The following is a 19,325-nucleotide window of genomic DNA, read 5'->3' as shown; positions in this document are numbered from 1 at the left end:
TACGCGCCCTTCAAAACTTGCCCGTTACAGGATCGCCCCATGAAAACCGCCCTCGTCGAACTCATCAGCAAAATCAGCGCCGGCGTCATGGGGGACGATGAAGTAGCGCGTATCGCCGAAGAAGCGGCCCAGGCCTACGCGGACCCGGCGGCGTTCCTGGCGGCCAATCCGGATATCAACTACGACGACAGTTTCCCGATCCCGCTGGGGGAGTGGGTGGTGGTCGGTAGCCTGCCGGACACGGTGTTGTTCCAGGCCGATACCTATGGCGACCTGTTTGCCCAGATCGTTGCGTCGTTCGGTCCGGGCGTGGCGTTCAACCTCAAGCCCAAGCAACTGGCCAAGACCGAAGACCTGACCGCGCTCAACCGCATCCAGATCCAGATGAGCGCCCTGAGCCCGGAAGATGGCGGTTATGTGCTGATGAACTTCAGCCAGTTGTTGGATGACGAGATCCAGGCAGTGCTGGTGTTCGGCAACGACCTGGCGCGGGTACTGGAACTGTGTGCCGAAGTCGGCATCAAGGCCGAACCATCATTGGAAGCCTTGAAGATTGCCGTACACGTCTGAAATAAAACGGAACCCGCGCCAAGGCTGACTATCCTACAAGTGCATGCCCTCACTTAGGAGCGACACCATGGGTTCCACGTTTAATAGTCTGATTGGCCTGATCATCCTCGCGCTGGATATCTGGGCGATCATCAACGTGTTCAAAAGCGGCGCCAGCACCGGCGCCAAAGTGCTGTGGATCCTGTTGATCCTGCTGTTGCCAGTGCTGGGCCTGATCATCTGGGCTATCGCCGGGCCGCGCGGTAACGTGCGGATCTGAGCCCTAATGCCAGTGTAGGAGCGAGCTTGCTCGCGAAAAACGTCAACGATAACGCGTACTTCCTGGATGAACGCGGTGACTTTGAGTTTTTCGCGAGCAAGCTCGCTCCTACAACAGCAGATTTGTGTGTCGAAAGTATTCGCCGCACGAAATTTTCACATCCCATCCAAGACAATTCTCCGGCTTTATCCGGCTGCCAGGGCTCTATCTCCAGTGCCCTTAAAGGCAGGGCCGTGGCATGCGTTCAGTAATTAATAGCCTTGCCGGCCTTGATCGGGCACCATTTGTGCCACCGCGTTAACCGCCTACCCCAGCCAGCCTGGGCGAGGGACGGACGCCACTGCATTATTTCGCAACTTAAACTTCCAATGGGTCCTAAAACGACATGGCAAACCCGGACGCCCTGAATCAGCAGCGAGCTTCAAATCGCCTGCTGCAACCGACCGTCAAATCCCATCTGGCGTACACGCTGCTCTGCGCATTGGTCATGATGGTGATGTTTTCCCTGCTGCGCCTGGCGTTGCTGGTCTACAACCGCGAGATGATCCTCGATACGCCGGCCTCGACGTTCCTTGAAGCGTTCGCCAACGGCCTGCGCCTGGACATTCGCCTGGTGATGTACCTGCTGATTCCGCTGCTGTTGGCGCTGTTCAGCGTGCGGGCCATGGCGGCGCGCGGGTTCTTCCGTTTGTGGCTGACCGTCGCGTCCAGCATCGCCTTGTTCCTGGGCTTGATGGAGATGGACTTCTACCGCGAATTCCACCAGCGCCTCAACGGCCTGGTCTTCCAGTATGTGAAGGAAGACCCGAAAACCGTGATGAGCATGCTCTGGTACGGTTTCCCGGTGGTGCGTTACCTGCTGGCCTGGGCCGTGGGCACGCTGATCCTGAGCATGGCCTTCAAGGGCGCTGACCGCGCAACGCGCCCACGGGGCCCGTTCAGCGGCGGCACTATCAGCACGCGCCAGGTGGCGCCATGGTACAGCCGCATCGCAGTGTTCATGGTTTGCCTGCTGGTCGCCGTGGTCGCCATCCGTGGCACCCTGCGCCAGGGGCCACCGCTGCGTTGGGGTGACGTCTACACCACCGATTCGAACTTCGCCAACCAGTTGGGCCTCAATGGCACCCTGTCGCTGATCGCGGCGGCCAAGGCGCGCTTTGGTGAAGACCGCGCCAACATCTGGAAGGCGACCCTGGAACAACCGCTGGCCACCCAGACCGTGCGTGACATGCTGGTGCTGCCGCAAGAGAAGCTGGTAGACACCGACACCGCTGCCGTGCGCCGTGACTTCACGCCACCAGCCGAGAAAACCCTGCCGATCAAGAACGTCGTGGTGATCCTGATGGAAAGCTTCGCCGGTCACTCGGTGGGCGCTTTGGGACGTCCGGGCAATATCACCCCGTACTTCGACAAGCTGACCCACGAGGGCTTGCTGTTCGACCGCTTCTTCTCCAACGGCACCCACACCCACCAGGGTATGTTCGCCACCATGGCCTGCTTCCCGAACCTGCCGGGTTTCGAATACCTGATGCAGACTCCGGAAGGCAGCCACAAGCTGTCGGGCCTGCCGCAGTTGCTCAGTGCGCGTGATTTCGACGATGTGTATGTCTACAACGGCGATTTTGCCTGGGACAACCAGTCGGGCTTCTTCAGCAACCAGGGCATGACCAACTTCATCGGCCGCAATGACTTCGTCGACCCGGTGTTCTCCGACCCTACATGGGGCGTGTCCGACCAGGACATGTTCAACCGTGGCCTGGAAGAACTGAAGGCGCGCGAAGGCGGCAAGCCGTTCTACGCACTGCTGCAAACCCTGTCCAACCACACGCCGTACGCATTGCCGACCCCATTGCCGGTTGAGAAGGTCACCGACCGTGGCAGCCTCAACGAGCATTTGACGGCCATGCGTTACTCCGACTGGGCCTTGGGCCAGTTCTTTGAAAAGGCCCGCAAAGAGCCGTACTTCAAGGAAACCCTGTTTGTGATCGTCGGTGACCACGGCTTTGGCAATGAGCAGCAGATCACCGAGATGGACCTGGGTCGCTTCAACGTGCCGATGCTGATGATTGCACCGGGCATGCGCGAGAAGTTCGGTGAGCGTGACCACACCGTGGGCACCCAGATCGACATCGTGCCGACCATCATGGGCCGCCTGGGCGGCGATACCTTGCACCAGTGCTGGGGCCGCGACCTGCTGAACCTGCCGGAAGGTGACAAGGGTTTCGGCGTGATCAAGCCATCGGGCAGCGACCAGACCGTGGCCTTGCTCACCGGCGACCGCGTACTGGTATTGCCCAAGGAAATGCCACCCAAGTTGTGGGAATACACACTGGGCGCCGAGCCGACTGGCAAGGTGATTCCTGAGTCGCCGGACGAAGCTGTGCTCAAGCAGAAGCTCGAGTCGTTCCTGCAGACCGCGACCAAGAGCCTGCTGGATAACACCGCAGGTGTGGTAGATGGCAAACCGGACTAACTGACCGGCAATAAAAAAGAGGCCCTCTAGAGGGCCTCTTTTTTTTGCTTTCTTACTTGTAGGAGAGAGCTTGCTCGCGAAGAAGGTCAATGATAACGCGCGTCCTGAATAAACGCGGCGCCTGTACCTTTTTCGCGAGCAAGCTCGCTCCTACAAAAAGCGTAGCGCGGCGTTTATATCTTGCCGAGCAACAACAGCACCAGCAGAACAACCAGCACCACACCCAGGATACCCGACGGTCCATAACCCCAGTTACGCGAGTGCGGGAACACGGGCAGGCCACCGACCAGCAGCAGGATCAGGATAATAATCAGAATGAGGCTCATGGTTTTATTCCTTATAGGTTCTTTGCAAAAACCGGCTGTTTAACCGTTGGTTCGTCCATGTACAGTGGGACGCCTTACCCATTCCGACTCTGCTACTTCGTAGAAAATTCATTGTTTTTATAAAACATTTTGATGTGACGCTTATTTCTTTTAACGCGTGCGCAACTTGAACTAATCAGTTGAAAAAAATTGAACTTAGTCGATAGGCACGCTTGCGACCGGGCCCGCGGTTTGCCCGGGGCATTCATCACCCTGATGGTGCGTGGGTAGAGCAAAAACCTTCGCTACACTGCCGGTCACTTCTTTCGTGAACCACAAGGCTACCTCCTATGCAAAACCGCATGATGATCACTGGCGCCGGGTCTGGCCTGGGTCGCGAAATCGCGCTGCGCTGGGCCCGTGAAGGCTGGCAGTTGGCGTTGTCTGATGTCAGCGAGCCCGGTTTGCAGGAAACCCTCAAGCAGGTTCGCGAAGCAGGGGGGGATGGCTTTATCCAGCGCTGTGACGTGCGTGACTACAGCCAGCTCACGGCCTTCGCCCAGGCCTGTGAGGTGAAGCTCGGGGGCATCGATGTGATCGTCAATAACGCCGGCGTGGCCTCGGGCGGGTTCTTCGCTGAACTGTCCCTGGAGGATTGGGACTGGCAGATCGCAATCAACCTGATGGGCGTCGTCAAAGGCTGCAAGGCGTTCCTGCCGCTGCTGGAAAAGAGCAAGGGCCGCATCATCAACATCGCGTCAATGGCAGCGCTGATGCAGGGCCCCGCCATGAGTAACTACAACGTGGCCAAGGCGGGCGTGGTAGCGTTGTCCGAGAGCCTGTTGGTGGAGCTCAAGCAACAGGAAGTGAGCGTGCATGTGGTGTGCCCGTCGTTTTTCCAGACCAACCTGCTCGACTCGTTCCGTGGGCCAACCCCAGCCATGAAGGCTCAAGTGGGCAAGTTGCTTGAGAGTTCGCCCATCTCGGCGGCGGATATTGCCGACTACATCTACCAGCGCGTGGCCGAAGGCGAATTCATGATCCTGCCTCATGAGCAAGGCCGCATGGCCTGGGCGTTGAAACAGAAAAATCCGCAGTTGCTGTATGACGAAATGACCCTGATGGCCGACAAGATGCGCGCCAAGGCGCAGGCTGTTAAGGCCTGATTTGGCTGGGGTCTGTCAGGCAAGTTACCTACCTGTGTAGGAGATGCCTGATTTGCCCGCAAGCCATTGTCGGTCCAGCGCCAAGGGGGCATGGTCGAGGTCCTGTTACTGGAAAAGGACTACCGCCATGCTGGTCTTAAGCCGTGCCATAGGCGAAGCCATCGCCATTGGCGATGACATCACCGTGCATATCCTTGACGTGAACGGCACTCATGTGAAGTTTGGCATCGAGGCGCCGATGGGCGTCAACGTGTACCGCTCCGAGGTGTACCGCAAGATTCTCAAAGGCGAGGGCCAGGCTACTCATCCCGTGCCGGTGCCCAACCCTTAGGCGCAGCTTTTCAGTCGAACAGATGCTTGGGCACATCGTGCTTGAGCATCAACTGGCATTGCTCGCTCTCGGGGTCGAAGACGATCAGCGCCTGGCCTTTGGTCAGCGCCTGGCGCACGCGCAGCACGCGGGTTTCCAGGGGCGTGTCGTCGCCATTGTCGGTGCCGTCGCGGGTGACGAAGTCTTCGATGAGGCGGGTCAGGGTGTCGACTTCAAGTGCATCGTAGGGAATCAGCATACAAGCCTCAGGTGTCAGGTCCCGGCGATGCTACTGTGCCGGGACTTTTGTTGCCAGTATTCACTCACCCCGCGTCAGGACTTCTGGCCGACCAGGCTGTCCACCGACGGCACGCGGGTGTCGCTCTCCATTTGCGTTTCATGCTCGATCTGATGACTGAACCGATCCAGTGAGCCCTGGGCCGGTTGCGCATCGCTGGCAAACACCGGCGGGCTGAGGATATAGGCGCCCAATAAGCGGCTCAGGGCGGCGAGGCTGTCGATATGGGTACGCTCGTAACCATGGGTGGCGTCACAACCGAAGGCCAGTAATGCAGTGCGAATGTCATGGCCGGCGGTGACCGCCGAGTGCGCATCGCTGAAGTAATAGCGGAACAGATCGCGGCGTACCGGCAGGTCGTTCTCCGACGCCAGGCGCAGCAAGTGGCGGGACAGATGATAATCATAGGGCCCGCCGGAGTCCTGCATGGCCACGCTCACCGCGTGTTCGCTGGAGTGCTGGCCGGGGGCGACCGGGGCAATATCGATGCCGACAAACTCACTCACATCCCAGGGCAGGGCGGCCGCTGCACCACTGCCGGTTTCCTCGGTGATGGTGAACAGCGGGTGGCAGTCGATCAGCAAGGGTTCGCCACTGTCGACGATGGCCTTGAGCGCGGCGAGCAGGGCGGCGACGCCGGCCTTGTCGTCCAGGTGGCGAGCGCTGATATGCCCGCTCTCGGTGAACTCGGGCAGTGGGTCGAACGCCACGTAGTCACCGACGCTGATGCCCAGGGAGTCGCAGTCGGCACGCGTGGCGCAGTAGGCGTCCAGGCGCAGTTCCACATGGTCCCAGCTCACCGGCATTTCATCCACTGCAGTGTTGAACGCGTGCCCGGAGGCCATCAACGGCAATACGCTGCCGCGAATCACGCCGTTGTCGGTGAACAGGCTGACCCGGCTGCCTTCGGCAAAGCGGCTCGACCAGCAGCCCACCGGCGCCAGGGTCAGGCGCCCGTTGTCCTTGATCGCACGCACGGCGGCGCCGATGGTGTCCAGGTGGGCGGAGACGGCGCGGTCAGGGCTGTTTTTCTGGCCCTTGAGGGTGGCGCGAATGGTGCCGCGCCGGGTCATTTCAAACGGAATGCCGAGCTCTTCCAGGCGTTCGGCGACGTAACGCACGATGGTGTCGGTAAAACCGGTGGGGCTGGGAATGGCGAGCATTTCCAGCAGCACTTTTTGCAGGTACGCGAGATCGGGTTCGGGAATGGTTCGGGTCATGGAAACTCCTGATGAGTTGAGGGCGATCGACGCTCTGCGATCGTGCGATCGTTCCCACGCTCTGCGTGGGAATGCCTCAGGCACGCTCTGCGTCCGCTGTGGTGACGCAGAGCGTCACAGGCTGCATTCCCACGCGGAACGTGGGAACGATCGGTAGTCAGGTAGCTGGCTGACTGTGTGGAAACAACAAATCCACAAACTTCTCAGCCGTGGGTTGCGGTTCATGGTTGGCCAGGCCGGCCCGTTCGTTGGCTTCGATAAACACATACTCTGGCTGGTCGGCCGCAGGTACCATCAGGTCCAGGCCGACCATAGGGATATCCAGGGCACGGGCCGCACGCACGGCCGCGTCCACCAGCGTGGGGTGCAGGATCGCCGTGACATCTTCCAGGCACCCCCCGGTGTGCAGGTTGGCGGTGCGTCGCACGGCCAGTTGCACGCCACGGGGCAGGATGCTGTTGTAGTCGTAACCTGCGGCTTTTAGGGTGCGCTCGGTTTCTGCATCCAGCGGGATTTTGCTCTCGCCGTCGGTGGCCGCCTGGCGACGACGGCTTTGCGCCTGGATCAACGCGCGAATCGAATGTTGGCCGTCGCCGATCACTTCGGCAGGGCGACGAATCGCAGCCGCGACCACTTCAAAACCGATCACCAGAATCCGCAGGTCCAGGCCTTCGTGGAAGCTTTCCAGCAACACGCGGCTGTCGAACTGGCGCGCCGCTTCGATCGCCTGCTGCACCTCTTCGATGCTGCGCAGATCCACGGCGACGCCATGGCCTTGCTCGCCATCCAGCGGCTTGACCACGATGCGCTGGTGTTCGTCGAGAAACTCCAGGTTGTCGTCGGCACTGCCCGCCAACTGTTGCACCGGCACCTGCAGGCCCGCCGCCTTGAGCACCTTGTGGGTGAGGCTCTTGTCCTGGCACAGGGTCATGCTGATGGCGCTGGTCAGGTCGCTCAGGGACTCACGACAACGCACGCGACGCCCGCCGTGGCTAAGGGTGAACAGGCCCGCATCGGCATCGTCCACTTGCACATCAATACCGCGTCGGTGGGCTTCTTCGACAATGATGCGCGCGTAAGGGTTGAACTCCGCCTGCGGCCCCGGGCCCAGAAACAGCGGTTGATTGATACCGTTCTTGCGCTTGATTGCAAAGGTGGTCAACGCCCGAAAGCCGAGCTTGGCGTAAAGGCTCTTGGCCTGGCGGTTATCGTGCAGCACCGACAAGTCCAGGTAGCTCAAGCCTCGGCTCATGAAGTGCTCCACCAAGTGGCGCACCAACACTTCACCGACGCCAGGGCGGGTGCATTGAGGGTCGACGGCCAGACACCAGAGGCTGCATCCGTTCTCCGGGTCCTGGAAGGCCTTGTGATGATTGAGGCCCATCACGCTGCCAATCACCGCGCCGCTGTCTTCGTCTTCGGCCAGCCAGTACACCGGGCCGCCTTGATGACGTGGGGTGAGGCGTTCCGGGTCGACAGGCAGCATCCCGCGGCCCTGGTACAGGTGGTTGACCGCTTGCCAGTCGGCCTCGCTCTGTACCCGGCGAATACGAAAGCCGCGAAATACACGGGTGGCCGGGCGGTAGTCGGTGAACCACAGGCGCAGGGTGTCGGACGGGTCGAGGAACAGTTGCTGCGGGTCAATGCCCAGGATTTGCTGAGGCGCGGCCACGTACAGCGCGATATCACGCTCGCCGGGCTGCTCGTTGAGCAGTTCCTGAGCCAGGCTTGCCGGGTCGGGAAAGGTGTGGCCGATCAACAAACGGCCCCAGCCGCAATGCACGGCAATCGGGTCGGCGGCCAGTGCGCTGCCATCTTCGGCCAGGCGCGCTTGCAGGCGCTCGTAGGTCGGCGCCTGGCCCTTGAGTAAGCGTTGGCTGTAAGCCGCGGCATTCGGTTTCATGGATCAGATTCCTTGTTCGCTCAGCCACAGGTTCAGCGCCGCCAACTGCCACAGCTTGGAGCCGCGCAGTGGGGTCAGTTGGCCTTGCGGGTCGGTGAGCAAGCGGTCGAGCATGGCCGGGTTGAACAGCCCGCGGTCCTGGCTCGGGTCCAGCAGCAACTCGCGCACCCAGTTCAAGGTATCGCCCTGCAGGTGCTTGAGGCCGGGCACGGGGAAGTAGCCTTTCTTGCGGTCGATGACTTCGCTGGGGATCACCCGACGCGCCGCTTCCTTGAGCACCTGTTTGCCGCCGTCGGGTAGCTTGAACTGGGCCGGCACACGGGCCGACAGCTCTACCAGGCGGTAGTCGAGAAACGGCGTGCGCGCTTCCAGGCCCCAGGCCATGGTCATGTTGTCGACGCGTTTGACCGGGTCGTCCACCAGCATCACCGTGCTATCCAGGCGCAGGGCCTTGTCCACCGCCGCGTCGGCGCCCGGCATTGCAAAGTGCTCGCGCACGAAATCGCCGGCAGCGTCGTTGGCGGTCAGCCATTTGGGCGCGACGGTCGCCGCGTAGTCGTCGTAGCTGCGGTCGAAAAACGCCTCGCGGTAGGCCGCGTACGGGTCGCTGGCACCGTCCACTTGCGGGTACCAGTGGTAACCGGCGAACAGTTCATCGGCGCCCTGGCCGCTCTGCACCACTTTGCAATGCTTGGCCACTTCCCGCGACAGCAGGTAGAAGGCGATGCAGTCATGGCTGACCATCGGCTCGCTCATGGCGCGGAAGGCTGCTGGCAGTTGCTCGATGATCTCGCTTTCGGCGATGCGCAGTTGGTGGTGATGGGTGCCGTAGTGTTTGGCGATCAGGTCTGAGTACTGGAACTCATCGCCACGTTCGCCGCCGGCGTCTTCAAAGCCGATGGAGAAGGTCGACAAATCCTCCACGCCCACTTCACGCAGCAGGCCGACGAGCATGCTCGAGTCGACGCCGCCTGACAGCAGCACACCCACATCCACCGCCGCACGTTGGCGGATGGCCACGGCTTCGCGGGTGCTGTCGAGCACGCGGTCGGTCCAGTCTTCCAGGGTCAGGTGTTTTTCGTCCTCATGGGGGCCGTAGGGCAGGGTCCACCAGGTTTTCTGTTCAGTCTTGCCGCTGGCGTCGATGCGCATCCAGCTGGCGGGCGGCAGCTTTTCGATGCCGGCCAACAGCGTGCGCGGCGCGGGGACCACGGCGTGGAAATTCAGGTAGTGGTTGAGGGCGACCGGATCGAGGATCGGGTTGATATCCCCACCCTTGAGCAACGCTGGCAACGCCGAGGCGAAACGCAGGCGCTGGCCGGTGCGCGACAGGTACAAGGGCTTCACACCGAGACGATCACGAGCGATGAACAGACGCTGGGCATCACGCTCCCAGATGGCGAAAGCGAACATGCCGTTGAGCTTGGGCAGCAGCGCTTCGCCCCAGGCGTGATAACCCTTGAGCAACACTTCGGTGTCGCCACCGGAATAGAAGGCGTAACCCAGGGCTTCCAGCTCTTGGCGCAGCTCCGGGAAATTATAGATAGCGCCATTGAACGCCAGGGACAGCCCCAGATGGGCGTCGACCATCGGTTGGGCAGAGCCGTCCGACAGGTCCATGATCTTCAGGCGGCGGTGGCCCAGGGCAATCGGCCCTTGGGCATGAAAGCCCCAGGCGTCGGGGCCTCGGGGGGCGAGGTGGTGCGTGATGCGTTCTACGGCTGCCAGGTCGGCAGGTTGATGATCAAAGCGTAACTCGCCAGCTAGTCCACACATAAATTCCTTACCGGTTTTTCCGTTGGGGAGGGGTCAATACTCAATACGCCCAAAAGGGCGCGTACCCAGAAACTGACCCAGTGCTATGCGTGGAGTTTTAGACCGATAAGTTATAAGGCAGATAGCCGCCTTGCCTTTAATCCGGCTTTTTTCGTGCAGCGCCCTGGCCTCGCACCAACGCGCGCAGGGCAAATCGATTGGGGTGGCAAGCCTCGGCTACGCTGGTTGGCACTGGCAGGGGCTCATCACTCAGCCATGCAGCCAGCAGTTCGCCGCACAACGGCGCAGTGATCAGGCCACGCGAGCCATGGCCGCTGTTGAGAAACAGCCCCGGCAGCCACGGGCATGGCGTTTGCGGCACTTGCCGGGCGTCTTTGCCCAGTACCGCATAAGCCTGCTGAAACGCCGCATGGTCGGCCAGTGGCCCAACGATGGGCAGGTAGTCGGGGCTGGTACAACGAAACGCGGCACGGCCTTCCAGTTGTTCGGCCGCCAGGCGGTCGGCACCCAGGCGCTGCAGCAGGTCGGTAGACATCTCGCGCAGCATCTGCAGGTTGCCGCTGTGTTCGGCGGGCGTGGGCGTGAGGTCTTGATTGTTGAAGTCAAAACTGGCGCCCAGGGTGTGTTCGCCAAGCCGGGCCGGCGCGACGTAGCCCTCGGCACAGACCACCGTGGCCAGCGCTTTACTCGCGCAGGTTTGCGCCAGCCGAGTGATCTGCCCGCGGATGCGCTTGAGCGGTATGTCTGCACTGAAGGGGAAACGCTTGATCTCCGCAGCCCCGGCGAGCACCACGACACCGGCGCTGGCCAGCACGCGGTCACCGGCGCGGGCTTGCCATTGGTCGTCGAGCCGGTGCAGTTCCAGTGCCTCGTGGTGGGTGAGCACTTCAATCAGTGGATGTTTGGCCTGCCACTGGCACAGCGCGGGCGGATGCACCCAACCGCCCTCTGGAAAAAACAACCCGCCGTGGGCCAGTTCGATTCCCGCCTTTTGCTGCGCCTGCTCGCGGTCCAGCAGATGCAACAGGTCCGGAGCAAAGGCGTTTGCCAATTGAGCCTGACGCTGGATTTCCTTGGCGTCAAACGCCAGTTGCAACACGCCACAGCCGTCCCAATCGACACCTCGGTGCAAGTGTTCCAGCAGGCGTCGGGTGTGGCCAAAACCGCTGACTATCAGCTGGGATAAGGCCGTGCCATGGGCCGAAAGCTTGAGGTACAACACACCCTGTGGGTTGCCCGACGCTTCCTGTGCCAAGCCGGCGTGGCGCTCCAGAAGGCTGACACGCCAACCCCTGGCGGCCAGGCTGGCGGCGGTCGCGCACCCGGCCAGGCCACCGCCGATGACCAGGGCATGACGTTCTCCCTCGATGGCGGATGGCCGGGCGAACCAGGGTTTACGTGGGGCCGGCGCGGGTAAGTCGGCGGGCCAACCGACAAACTCCCCACGCAGGATCTCCCACTTATGGCCGATGCCTGGCGTGCGTTTCATCTTGAACCCGGCGGCATTGATCAACCGCCTTACCCAGCCGGTGCTGGTGAAGGTGCTGATGGTCGAGCCCGGTGCCGCCAGGCGCGCCAGGTGGGCGAACAGCTCGGCGGTCCACATGTCGGGGTTTTTCGCCGGGGCGAACCCGTCGAGAAACCATGCATCGACCTGGGCGTCCAGTTGCGGTAATTGTTCCAGCGCATCGCCGATCAACAGGGTCAGGGTCACGCGGCCGTTGTCCAGTACCAGGCGTTGGAAACCCTGGTGGATGGCAATGTATTGCGCCAGCAGTTGCTCGGCCAAGGGTTGCAGTTCAGGCCAGAGGGCGAGGGCGCGTTGCAGGTCGGCATGGCTGAGGGGGTACTTTTCCACGCTGACGAAGTGCAGCCGCGCACCGGCGACTGCGTGCTGTTCGAACAACTGCCAGGCGCAGAGGAAGTTCAAGCCGGTGCCGAAGCCAGTTTCACCAATCACCAGGCGCCCACCTGCGGGCAAGGCGGCGAAGCGTTCCTGCAAGCGGTTCTGCTCCAGGAACACGTAGCGGGTTTCTTCCAGGCCCGACTGGTCGGAGAAATACACGTCGTCGAATACCCGCGAATGCGGGCGGCCTTGGTCATCCCAGTCGAGCTGGGCGTGGGTGATGGGGTTCATGGCGGCTCATAAAATGAAAGCGGGCAAAGGCAAGGCGGCCATTCTAGCCGATCAACCGGCGTTGAATTGATCCATGGCAAGGCTGGGTTGTATTTCCTTGCGCGTGTCGGGGCCCAATCCGCTAGTCTTGAGCCATCTTGAAACGGAGCTGCCCATGTTCGAATCCGCCGAAATCGGTCACGCCATCGACAAAGACACCTACGACGCCGAAGTGCCGGCCTTGCGTGAAGCCTTGCTGGAAGTTCAGTACGAGCTGCAACAGCAGAAACGCTTCCCGGTGATCATCCTCATCAACGGCATCGAGGGCGCGGGCAAGGGTGAAACCGTCAAGCTGCTCAATGAATGGATGGACCCGCGCCTGATCGAAGTGCGCACCTTCGACCAGCAGACCGACGAAGAACTGGCGCGTCCACCGGCCTGGCGCTACTGGCGGCAACTGCCGGCCAAGGGCCGCATGGGCATTTTCTTCGGCAACTGGTACAGCCAGATGCTGCAAGGCCGCGTGCATGGGCAGATCAAGGATGCGCGCCTGGACCAGGCCATCGCCGGCGCCGAACGTCTGGAAAAGATGCTCTGCGATGAAGGTGCGCTGATCTTCAAGTTCTGGTTCCACCTGTCCAAAAAACAGATGAAGGCGCGCCTCAAGGCCCTGGCCGACGACCCGCTGCACAGCTGGCGCATCAGCCCATTGGACTGGCAGCAGTCCAAGACCTACGACAAGTTCGTGCATTTCGGTGAGCGTGTGCTGCGCCGCACCAGCCGCGATTACGCGCCGTGGCATGTGATCGAAGGCGTCGACCCCCATTACCGTGGGCTGACCGTGGGCAAGATCCTGCTCGATGGGCTGCAAAGTGCCCTGAAGCAGGCCAAGGTCAAGGCCAGCGGCATGAACCCGGCGCCGTTGCTTGCCTCGGTGGACCAAAAGAGCCTGCTCGACAGCCTCGACATGACCCTGCGCCTGGACAAGGACGACTATGAAGAGCAACTGATTACCGAACAGGCGCGCTTCTCTGGCCTGATGCGCGACAAACTTATGCGCAAGCACGCGCTGGTAAGCGTGTTCGAGGGCAACGACGCGGCGGGCAAGGGCGGGGCGATCCGCCGTGTGGCGGCAGCACTGGACCCGCGCCAGTACCACATCGTGCCGATTGCCGCGCCCAGCGAAGACGAACGGGCCCAGCCTTATCTATGGCGGTTCTGGCAGAAAATCCCGGCGCGCGGCATGTTCACCGTGTTTGACCGCTCCTGGTACGGCCGCGTGCTGGTGGAGCGCATCGAAGGCTTCTGTACCCCTGCGGACTGGATGCGCGCCTATGGCGAGATCAATGACTTCGAAGAGCAACTGCGCGATGCGGGGGTGATCGTGGTCAAGTTCTGGCTGGCCATCGACAAGGAGACGCAACTGGAGCGCTTCCAGGCTCGTGAAGAAATCCCCTTCAAACGCTTCAAGATCACCGAAGACGACTGGCGCAATCGCGACAAGTGGGACGACTACCGCGCGGCAGTGGGCGATATGGTTGACCGCACCAGCACCGAGGTGGCGCCTTGGACCCTGGTAGAAGCCAATGACAAGCGCTGGGCGCGGGTCAAGGTGCTGCGCACCATCAACCGTGCGCTGGAAGAGGCGTTTGATAAAAGCGATAAGCGCGACAAGAAGAAAAAGAAATAGCCCATGCTTTTGCATCCACGCAGTGAATGATCATCGCGGTCGGCCAGGCCTGGATCTATCCTCGATCAACAACCACAAGATCGAGGTAGCCCATGCGTGAAGTAGTGATCGTCGACAGCGTGCGAACCGGCCTGGCCAAATCCTTTCGCGGCAAGTTCAACCAGACCCGCCCCGATGACATGGCGGCCCATTGTGTCAATGCGCTGCTGGCCCGCAACGGTATCGACCCTGCGACGGTAGAAGACTGCATCGTCGGTGCCGGCTCCAACGAAGGCGCCCAGGGCTATAACATCGGGCGTAACGTGGCGGTGCTCTCGCAACTGGGCACCGGTACGGCGGGCATGACCCTCAACCGTTTCTGTTCGTCGGGCTTGCAGGCGATTGCCATTGCCGCCAACCAGATCGCTTCGGGCTGCAGCGACATCATTGTTGCCGGTGGCGTGGAGTCCATCAGCCTGACCATGAAGAGCGTCAACACCGATAACCTGATCAACCCGCTGCTTAAGGAACAGGTGCCGGGCATTTACTTCCCCATGGGCCAGACCGCCGAAATCGTTGCGCGCCGCTATCACGTCAGCCGCGAAGATCAGGACCTTTACGCGCTGCAAAGCCAGCAGCGCACCGCCCAGGCCCAGGCTGATGGCTTGTTCAACGATGAAATCGTGCCGATGGCGGTCAAGTACAAGGTCGAGGACAAGAACACTGGCGCGGTGCAGATCCTGGATGGCGTGGTAGACCGGGACGACTGCAACCGCCCGGACACCACCCTGGCCAGCCTCAGCGGCTTGAAGCCGGTGTTTGCCGAGGATGGCTCGGTGACTGCAGGTAACTCCTCGCAGCTCTCCGACGGTGCGTCGATGACCCTGGTGATGAGCCTGGAAAAAGCTCTGGAACTGGGGCTCAAGCCCAAGGCGTTCTTCCGTGGCTTTACCGTGGCCGGTTGCGAGCCGGACGAGATGGGCATCGGCCCGGTGTTCTCGGTGCCCAAGTTGCTCAAGGCCAAGGGGTTGCAGGTGGCGGATATCGACTTGTGGGAACTCAATGAGGCCTTTGCTTCCCAGTGCCTTTACGCGCGCAATCGCCTGGAGATCGATAATGCCAAATACAACGTCAACGGCGGCTCGATTTCCATCGGGCACCCGTTCGGCATGACCGGCTCGCGGCAGGTGGGGCACCTGGTGCGCGAACTGCAACGGCGCAACCTGCGTTACGGGGTTGTCACCATGTGCGTGGGGGGTGGGATGGGCGCCACCGGACTCTTCGAAGCCGTGCGTTGACTGCGGTTGGAACAGCGCCAGTGTGGGAGGGCTAATGTGGGAGCTGGCTTGCCTGCGATGACGGCCTGATAGCCGACACCCATCTACCTGGCACACCACGATCAACCTGTGTGCGGGCTTGCTCGCGAAGGCGGCCTAACAGTCAACACAGTTGGACCGGGTACATATCCGTTATTTCGGTAACGGCCACTTAGGGTTCCGCCCTGACGGCGGCTCACTTTTGAAAAGCGCAAAAGTAAGCAAAACGCTCTTGCCCCACCACTCGGCACCTCGCCTAGGCTCGGTGTGCCCGAACACAGGCTTGAATCCGTGGGCCGCCGCCACGCGCCATCCATGGCGCGGGGCGGCTAACCCGGCGTCCTGCCGGGTTACCCACGAATTCAAGCCTGCGTTCGGCCAGCGTGGTTTAACGGGGCGCCTGAGATCACGATCACAAGCAGATCAAGAGCAAAATCAAGAGCGACTCGCTTCGCATCGTGGTTACCGTGGGCGTATGGCCATCGCAGGCAAGCTCCCACACTCAAAACTGTGACGTATCCGAACTCAGTGACTTGCCCCTAGAATGCCTGCTCCACTTCCTCTGGCATCTGGGGCACTCATGCACATCTCTTCCGGCCGCTGGGTCTACGGTTTCTTCCTGACCCTGCTGACCGCGTTTCTGTGGGGCATTCTCCCGATCAAGCTCAAGCAAGTGTTGCAGGTGATGGACCCGATCACCGTGACCTGGTTTCGCCTCATGGTAGCGGGCACGTGCCTGTTCGTTTACCTGGCCGCCACCAAACGTCTGCCCAGCCGCAAAGTGCTTGGCCCCAAGGGTGGGTGGCTGGTGGGCATGGCGGTGTGTGGCCTGGTGGGCAACTACGTGCTGTACCTGGTTGGCCTGAAAATGCTCAGCCCAGGCACTGCGCAGTTGGTGGTGCAGATGGGGCCGATCTTTCTGATGGTTGCCAGTGTGTTTGTGTTCAAGGAGCGCTTCAGTCTGGGGCAGGGTGTGGGGCTGGTGGTGCTGATCGCAGGCTTTGGCTTGTTTTTCAACCAACGCCTGGTGGAGTTGCTGACGTCCATGGGCACCTACACCGCCGGTGTGCTGACGATCCTGCTCGCCACCACCATCTGGGTGTTCTATGCACTGGGGCAGAAGCAGTTGCTGACGGTATGGAATTCATTGCAGGTGATGATGGTGATCTACCTGTCGTGCGCGGTGTTGCTCACGCCTTGGGCGCACCCGCTGGAGGCGTTGCAGTTGAGCCCGTTGCAAGGCTGGCTGCTGCTGGCGTGCTGCATGAATACGCTGGTGGCCTACGGCGCATTTGCCGAAGCCCTGGCGCATTGGGAAGCCTCGCGGGTCAGTGCGACCCTGGCGTTGACGCCGTTGGTGACCTTTGTGGCGGTGGCAGTGGCGGCCTGGCTGTGGCCGGACTATGTGCAAGCCGAAGAGATCAATGCCTTGGGGTATGTGGGGGCTTTGGTGGTGGTGACTGGCTCGGCGATGGTGGCGCTGGCGCCTTCGCTGCTCGCCGGGCTCAGGGCCCGGCGGCTGCGGATGTCAGTTTAGGCGCCGAGCATGTTTTGCGGGCGCACCCACTGGTCAAACTCGGCATCGGTAAGATAGCCGAGTTCCAGTGCAGCCTCACGCAGTGTCAGCCCTTCGGCGTAAGCCTTCTTGGCGATCTCGGCCGACTTGTCGTAGCCGATATGCGGGTTGAGTGCAGTGACCAGCATCAGCCCGCGTTCCAGGTGCTGGGCCATTTGCTCGGCGTCGGGTTCGAGGCCGGCGATGCAATGCTCCTGGAAGTTGTTGCAGCCATCGGCCAGCAGGCGGATCGACTCCAGCAGGTTGTGGATGATCACCGGTTTGTACACGTTCAACTGCAAGTGCCCTTGGCTGGCGGCCATGCCGATGGTCACGTCGTTGCCCAGCACCTGGCAGGCCAGCATCGACAGCGCTTCGCATTGTGTGGGGTTGACCTTGCCGGGCATGATCGAACTGCCCGGTTCGTTGGCCGGCAACTTGACTTCGGCCAGCCCGGCGCGAGGGCCGGAACCCAGCAGGCGCAGGTCGTTGGCGATCTTCATCAGCGCCACGGCCAGGGTTTTCAGCGCGCCGTGCAAGGTCACCAGCGGCTCATGGCCGGAGAGGGCGGCGAATTTGTTCGGCGCGGTCACAAAGGGTAGACCCGACAACGCGGCCAGCTCGGAAGCAATCGCCTCGCCAAAGCCATGGGGGGCATTGAGGCCGGTGCCGACGGCGGTGCCGCCCTGGGCCAGCTCGCACACCGCGGGCAGGGCGCTGCGGATCGCACGCTCGGCGTAATCGAGCTGGGCGATAAACGCCGAAAGTTCCTGGCCGAAGGTGATCGGTGTGGCATCCATCATGTGGGTACGGCCGGTCTTGACCAGCTTCATATGCCGCGCGGCCAATTCTGCCAGCCCACCGGACAAGGTGGCGATTGCCGGCAACAGTTGCTTGTTCACCGCTTGCACCGCAGCAATGCTCATGGCGGTAGGGAAGCAGTCGTTGGAACTCTGGGAACGGTTGACGTGATCGTTGGGGTGCACCGGGCTTTTGCCGCCGCGGTTGTTGCCGGCCAGTTCGTTGGCGCGGCCAGCGATCACTTCGTTGGCGTTCATGTTGCTCTGGGTGCCACTGCCGGTCTGCCAGACCACCAGCGGGAACTGGTCGTCGTGCTGGCCGTCCAGAACCTCGTCGGCAGCCTGCTCGATCAGGCGGGCAATATCGGCGGGCAGGTCGCCGTTACGGTCGTTGACCCGCGCCGCAGCCTTCTTGATCAAGGCCAAGGCATGCAATACCGCCAGCGGCATGCGCTGCTCGCCAATCGCGAAATTGACCAGCGAACGTTGGGTTTGCGCGCCCCAATAGGCGTCATCAGGGACCTGTACTTCCCCCAGGCTGTCGGTTTCGATACGGCTCATCGGTCACCCTCCTTATGCAGTCGTGATTGGTCAGTTTAGGCCCTGGCGGCCAGCGTGGGTTCCCTAAAAGCGCATTTGTGCCATCGCGCCCCGTGAAACCGGGGCTTGCCAAGGAGTGGGGTTGAGCCGCGAGGTTTTTTAGGCGCAGAATGGTCGCCCTTGGGGTCTTACCTCGCCAGCTAGAAAAGGAAACTCGATGACTCGTCTTCGTGCCATCTGTACCGCGGTTGCTCTGGTTTGCGCCAGCGGCCAGGTTCTTGCCGATACCGCCAGCCACAACGCCAGTGCCGAAGCCTTCCTTACCCTGGCCCATGCTGACAAGCTGGGGACCCCGGTGTACATGCAAGTGCAGCAAATGTTCGCCCAGCGTTTCGAACAGACCAAGGCGCCTGCCGCCAAGCAGTCCGTACTGGACAGCTACCAGGCCAAGGCCAACGCCGCTCTGGACCAGGCCATCGGCTGGCCGAAGCTCAAGCCTGACATGGTCAAGCTCTACACCACCAACTTCAGCGAATCCGAGCTCAAGGACCTGGTAGCGTTCTACCAGTCGCCACTTGGCAAGAAAGTCCTGGAAAAAATGCCCCAGCTGACCCAGCAATCGGCCCAGATGACCCAGGCCAAGCTGGAAAGCGCCGTACCGGTGGTGAACAAGCTGTTGGAAGACATGACCAACGAGCTGGCGCCAAAAGCCGCCGCACCGGCCAAGAAGAAGTAAGCAGGAATGACCATGCAACAGCGTATCGAAACGGCCCTTGCCGCCCTGGCCCCGGAACATTTGAGCGTGCTGGATGAAAGCCACATGCACAGCCGTGGGTTGCAGACCCACTTCAAGGCCGTGCTGGTCAGCCAGCAGTTCGAGGGGCTCAACCGCGTCAAGCGCCATCAGAAGGTCTACGCCACCCTGGGTGATCTGATGAGCGAATTTCATGCGCTGGCGCTGCATACCTATACGCCCGAAGAATGGGCGACAATCGGCGCAGCCCCGGCCTCGCCGACCTGCGCCGGCGGACATTGATGGGGAAACCCTG

At 61.5% G+C, this 19,325-nt stretch carries 17 protein-coding genes; 10 read left to right on the top strand and 7 right to left on the bottom strand.

The genetic code is table 11. From position 1 onward, the window contains the following. The first annotated feature begins 39 nt into the window (after positions 1-39). The 3 genes from BT204_RS19655 to BT204_RS19645 all read left to right on the top strand — a co-directional run bounded on the left by BT204_RS19655 (position 40) and on the right by BT204_RS19645 (position 3,302). On the top strand, positions 40-570 hold the full coding sequence (locus BT204_RS19655; RefSeq protein ID WP_054896321.1) for a hypothetical protein: 531 nt from the start codon (positions 40-42) through the stop codon (positions 568-570). A gap of 67 nt (positions 571-637) precedes the next feature. Beyond that, complete coding sequence (locus BT204_RS19650) at positions 638-829, top strand: PLDc N-terminal domain-containing protein (protein WP_003192770.1); 192 nt, start codon at positions 638-640, stop codon at positions 827-829. A 385-nt stretch (positions 830-1,214) separates the two neighbouring features. Next, positions 1,215-3,302 (top strand): LTA synthase family protein, encoded by a 2,088-nt coding sequence (locus BT204_RS19645; protein ID WP_034126149.1) that lies wholly within the window; start codon positions 1,215-1,217, stop codon positions 3,300-3,302. Positions 3,303-3,475: 173 nt separating this feature from the next. Here BT204_RS19645 and BT204_RS19640 read toward each other — a convergent pair whose 3' ends face one another. Next, the gene (locus tag BT204_RS19640; protein WP_003192767.1) at positions 3,476-3,628 is read right to left on the bottom strand and encodes a DUF3309 family protein; all 153 of its coding nucleotides are present in this window, start codon (positions 3,626-3,628) and stop codon (positions 3,476-3,478) included. A 329-nt stretch (positions 3,629-3,957) separates the two neighbouring features. On the opposite strand from BT204_RS19640, the gene BT204_RS19635 reads away from it, so the two are divergent. Together BT204_RS19635 and csrA are read left to right on the top strand one after the other, a co-directional pair. Further along, positions 3,958-4,773 carry an SDR family oxidoreductase gene (locus BT204_RS19635; protein ID WP_072448008.1) on the top strand — a complete coding sequence of 272 codons (816 nt, stop codon included), beginning with the start codon at positions 3,958-3,960 and terminating at the stop codon, positions 4,771-4,773. 127 nt (positions 4,774-4,900) lie between these two features. Continuing rightward, entirely contained in the window at positions 4,901-5,104 is a 204-nt protein-coding gene (gene csrA / locus BT204_RS19630) for a carbon storage regulator CsrA (RefSeq protein WP_072433735.1), read from the top strand. Positions 5,105-5,114: 10 nt separating this feature from the next. Here the strand turns inward: csrA and BT204_RS19625 are convergent, their stop codons facing one another. The 5 genes from BT204_RS19625 to mnmC all read right to left on the bottom strand — a co-directional run bounded on the left by BT204_RS19625 (position 5,115) and on the right by mnmC (position 12,417). Next, positions 5,115-5,342, bottom strand: coding sequence for a YheU family protein (locus tag BT204_RS19625; RefSeq protein ID WP_003192759.1), 228 nt, complete (start codon positions 5,340-5,342; stop codon positions 5,115-5,117). A gap of 74 nt (positions 5,343-5,416) precedes the next feature. Then, complete coding sequence (locus BT204_RS19620; RefSeq protein ID WP_034126152.1) at positions 5,417-6,601, bottom strand: osmoprotectant NAGGN system M42 family peptidase; 1,185 nt, start codon at positions 6,599-6,601, stop codon at positions 5,417-5,419. 157 nt (positions 6,602-6,758) lie between these two features. Next, on the bottom strand, positions 6,759-8,504 hold the full coding sequence (ngg, locus tag BT204_RS19615; RefSeq protein WP_072448006.1) for an N-acetylglutaminylglutamine synthetase: 1,746 nt from the start codon (positions 8,502-8,504) through the stop codon (positions 6,759-6,761). 3 nt (positions 8,505-8,507) lie between these two features. Then, a complete protein-coding gene (locus BT204_RS19610; RefSeq protein WP_034126154.1) occupies positions 8,508-10,280 on the bottom strand; it encodes an N-acetylglutaminylglutamine amidotransferase in 1,773 nt (590 codons plus the stop codon). A gap of 136 nt (positions 10,281-10,416) precedes the next feature. After that, a complete protein-coding gene (mnmC, locus tag BT204_RS19605; RefSeq protein WP_072448004.1) occupies positions 10,417-12,417 on the bottom strand; it encodes a bifunctional tRNA (5-methylaminomethyl-2-thiouridine)(34)-methyltransferase MnmC2/FAD-dependent 5-carboxymethylaminomethyl-2-thiouridine(34) oxidoreductase MnmC1 in 2,001 nt (666 codons plus the stop codon). 154 nt (positions 12,418-12,571) lie between these two features. Between mnmC and pap the strand changes: the two genes are divergently transcribed. The 3 genes from pap (at position 12,572) to BT204_RS19585 (ending at position 16,918) form a co-directional block, all read left to right on the top strand. Then, the gene (gene pap, locus BT204_RS19600) at positions 12,572-14,086 is read left to right on the top strand and encodes a polyphosphate:AMP phosphotransferase (RefSeq protein WP_072448003.1); all 1,515 of its coding nucleotides are present in this window, start codon (positions 12,572-12,574) and stop codon (positions 14,084-14,086) included. Between the two features lie 92 nt (positions 14,087-14,178). Continuing rightward, complete coding sequence (locus BT204_RS19595) at positions 14,179-15,363, top strand: thiolase family protein (protein ID WP_057977018.1); 1,185 nt, start codon at positions 14,179-14,181, stop codon at positions 15,361-15,363. Between the two features lie 598 nt (positions 15,364-15,961). Then, positions 15,962-16,918 carry a DMT family transporter gene (locus BT204_RS19585; RefSeq protein ID WP_054896314.1) on the top strand — a complete coding sequence of 319 codons (957 nt, stop codon included), beginning with the start codon at positions 15,962-15,964 and terminating at the stop codon, positions 16,916-16,918. On the opposite strand, the gene BT204_RS19580 is transcribed toward BT204_RS19585, so the two are convergent. Continuing rightward, on the bottom strand, positions 16,915-18,297 hold the full coding sequence (locus BT204_RS19580) for a class II fumarate hydratase (RefSeq protein WP_057977022.1): 1,383 nt from the start codon (positions 18,295-18,297) through the stop codon (positions 16,915-16,917). The two genes, BT204_RS19585 and BT204_RS19580, sit on opposite strands and share 4 nt — an antisense overlap. Positions 18,298-18,493: 196 nt before the next feature. On the opposite strand from BT204_RS19580, the gene BT204_RS19575 reads away from it, so the two are divergent. Both BT204_RS19575 and BT204_RS19570 read left to right on the top strand, forming a co-directional pair. After that, a complete protein-coding gene (locus tag BT204_RS19575) occupies positions 18,494-19,012 on the top strand; it encodes a DUF2059 domain-containing protein (protein WP_014719258.1) in 519 nt (172 codons plus the stop codon). Between the two features lie 6 nt (positions 19,013-19,018). Next, positions 19,019-19,312 carry a BolA family protein gene (locus tag BT204_RS19570; RefSeq protein WP_072448001.1) on the top strand — a complete coding sequence of 98 codons (294 nt, stop codon included), beginning with the start codon at positions 19,019-19,021 and terminating at the stop codon, positions 19,310-19,312. Positions 19,313-19,325: the final 13 nt, after the last annotated feature.

The organism is Pseudomonas sp. NFPP02 (genome assembly GCF_900119355.1).
In the GTDB taxonomy this organism is placed as follows: domain Bacteria; phylum Pseudomonadota; class Gammaproteobacteria; order Pseudomonadales; family Pseudomonadaceae; genus Aquipseudomonas; species Aquipseudomonas paracarnis.
This window is presented reverse-complemented; position numbering and strand designations above follow the sequence as displayed.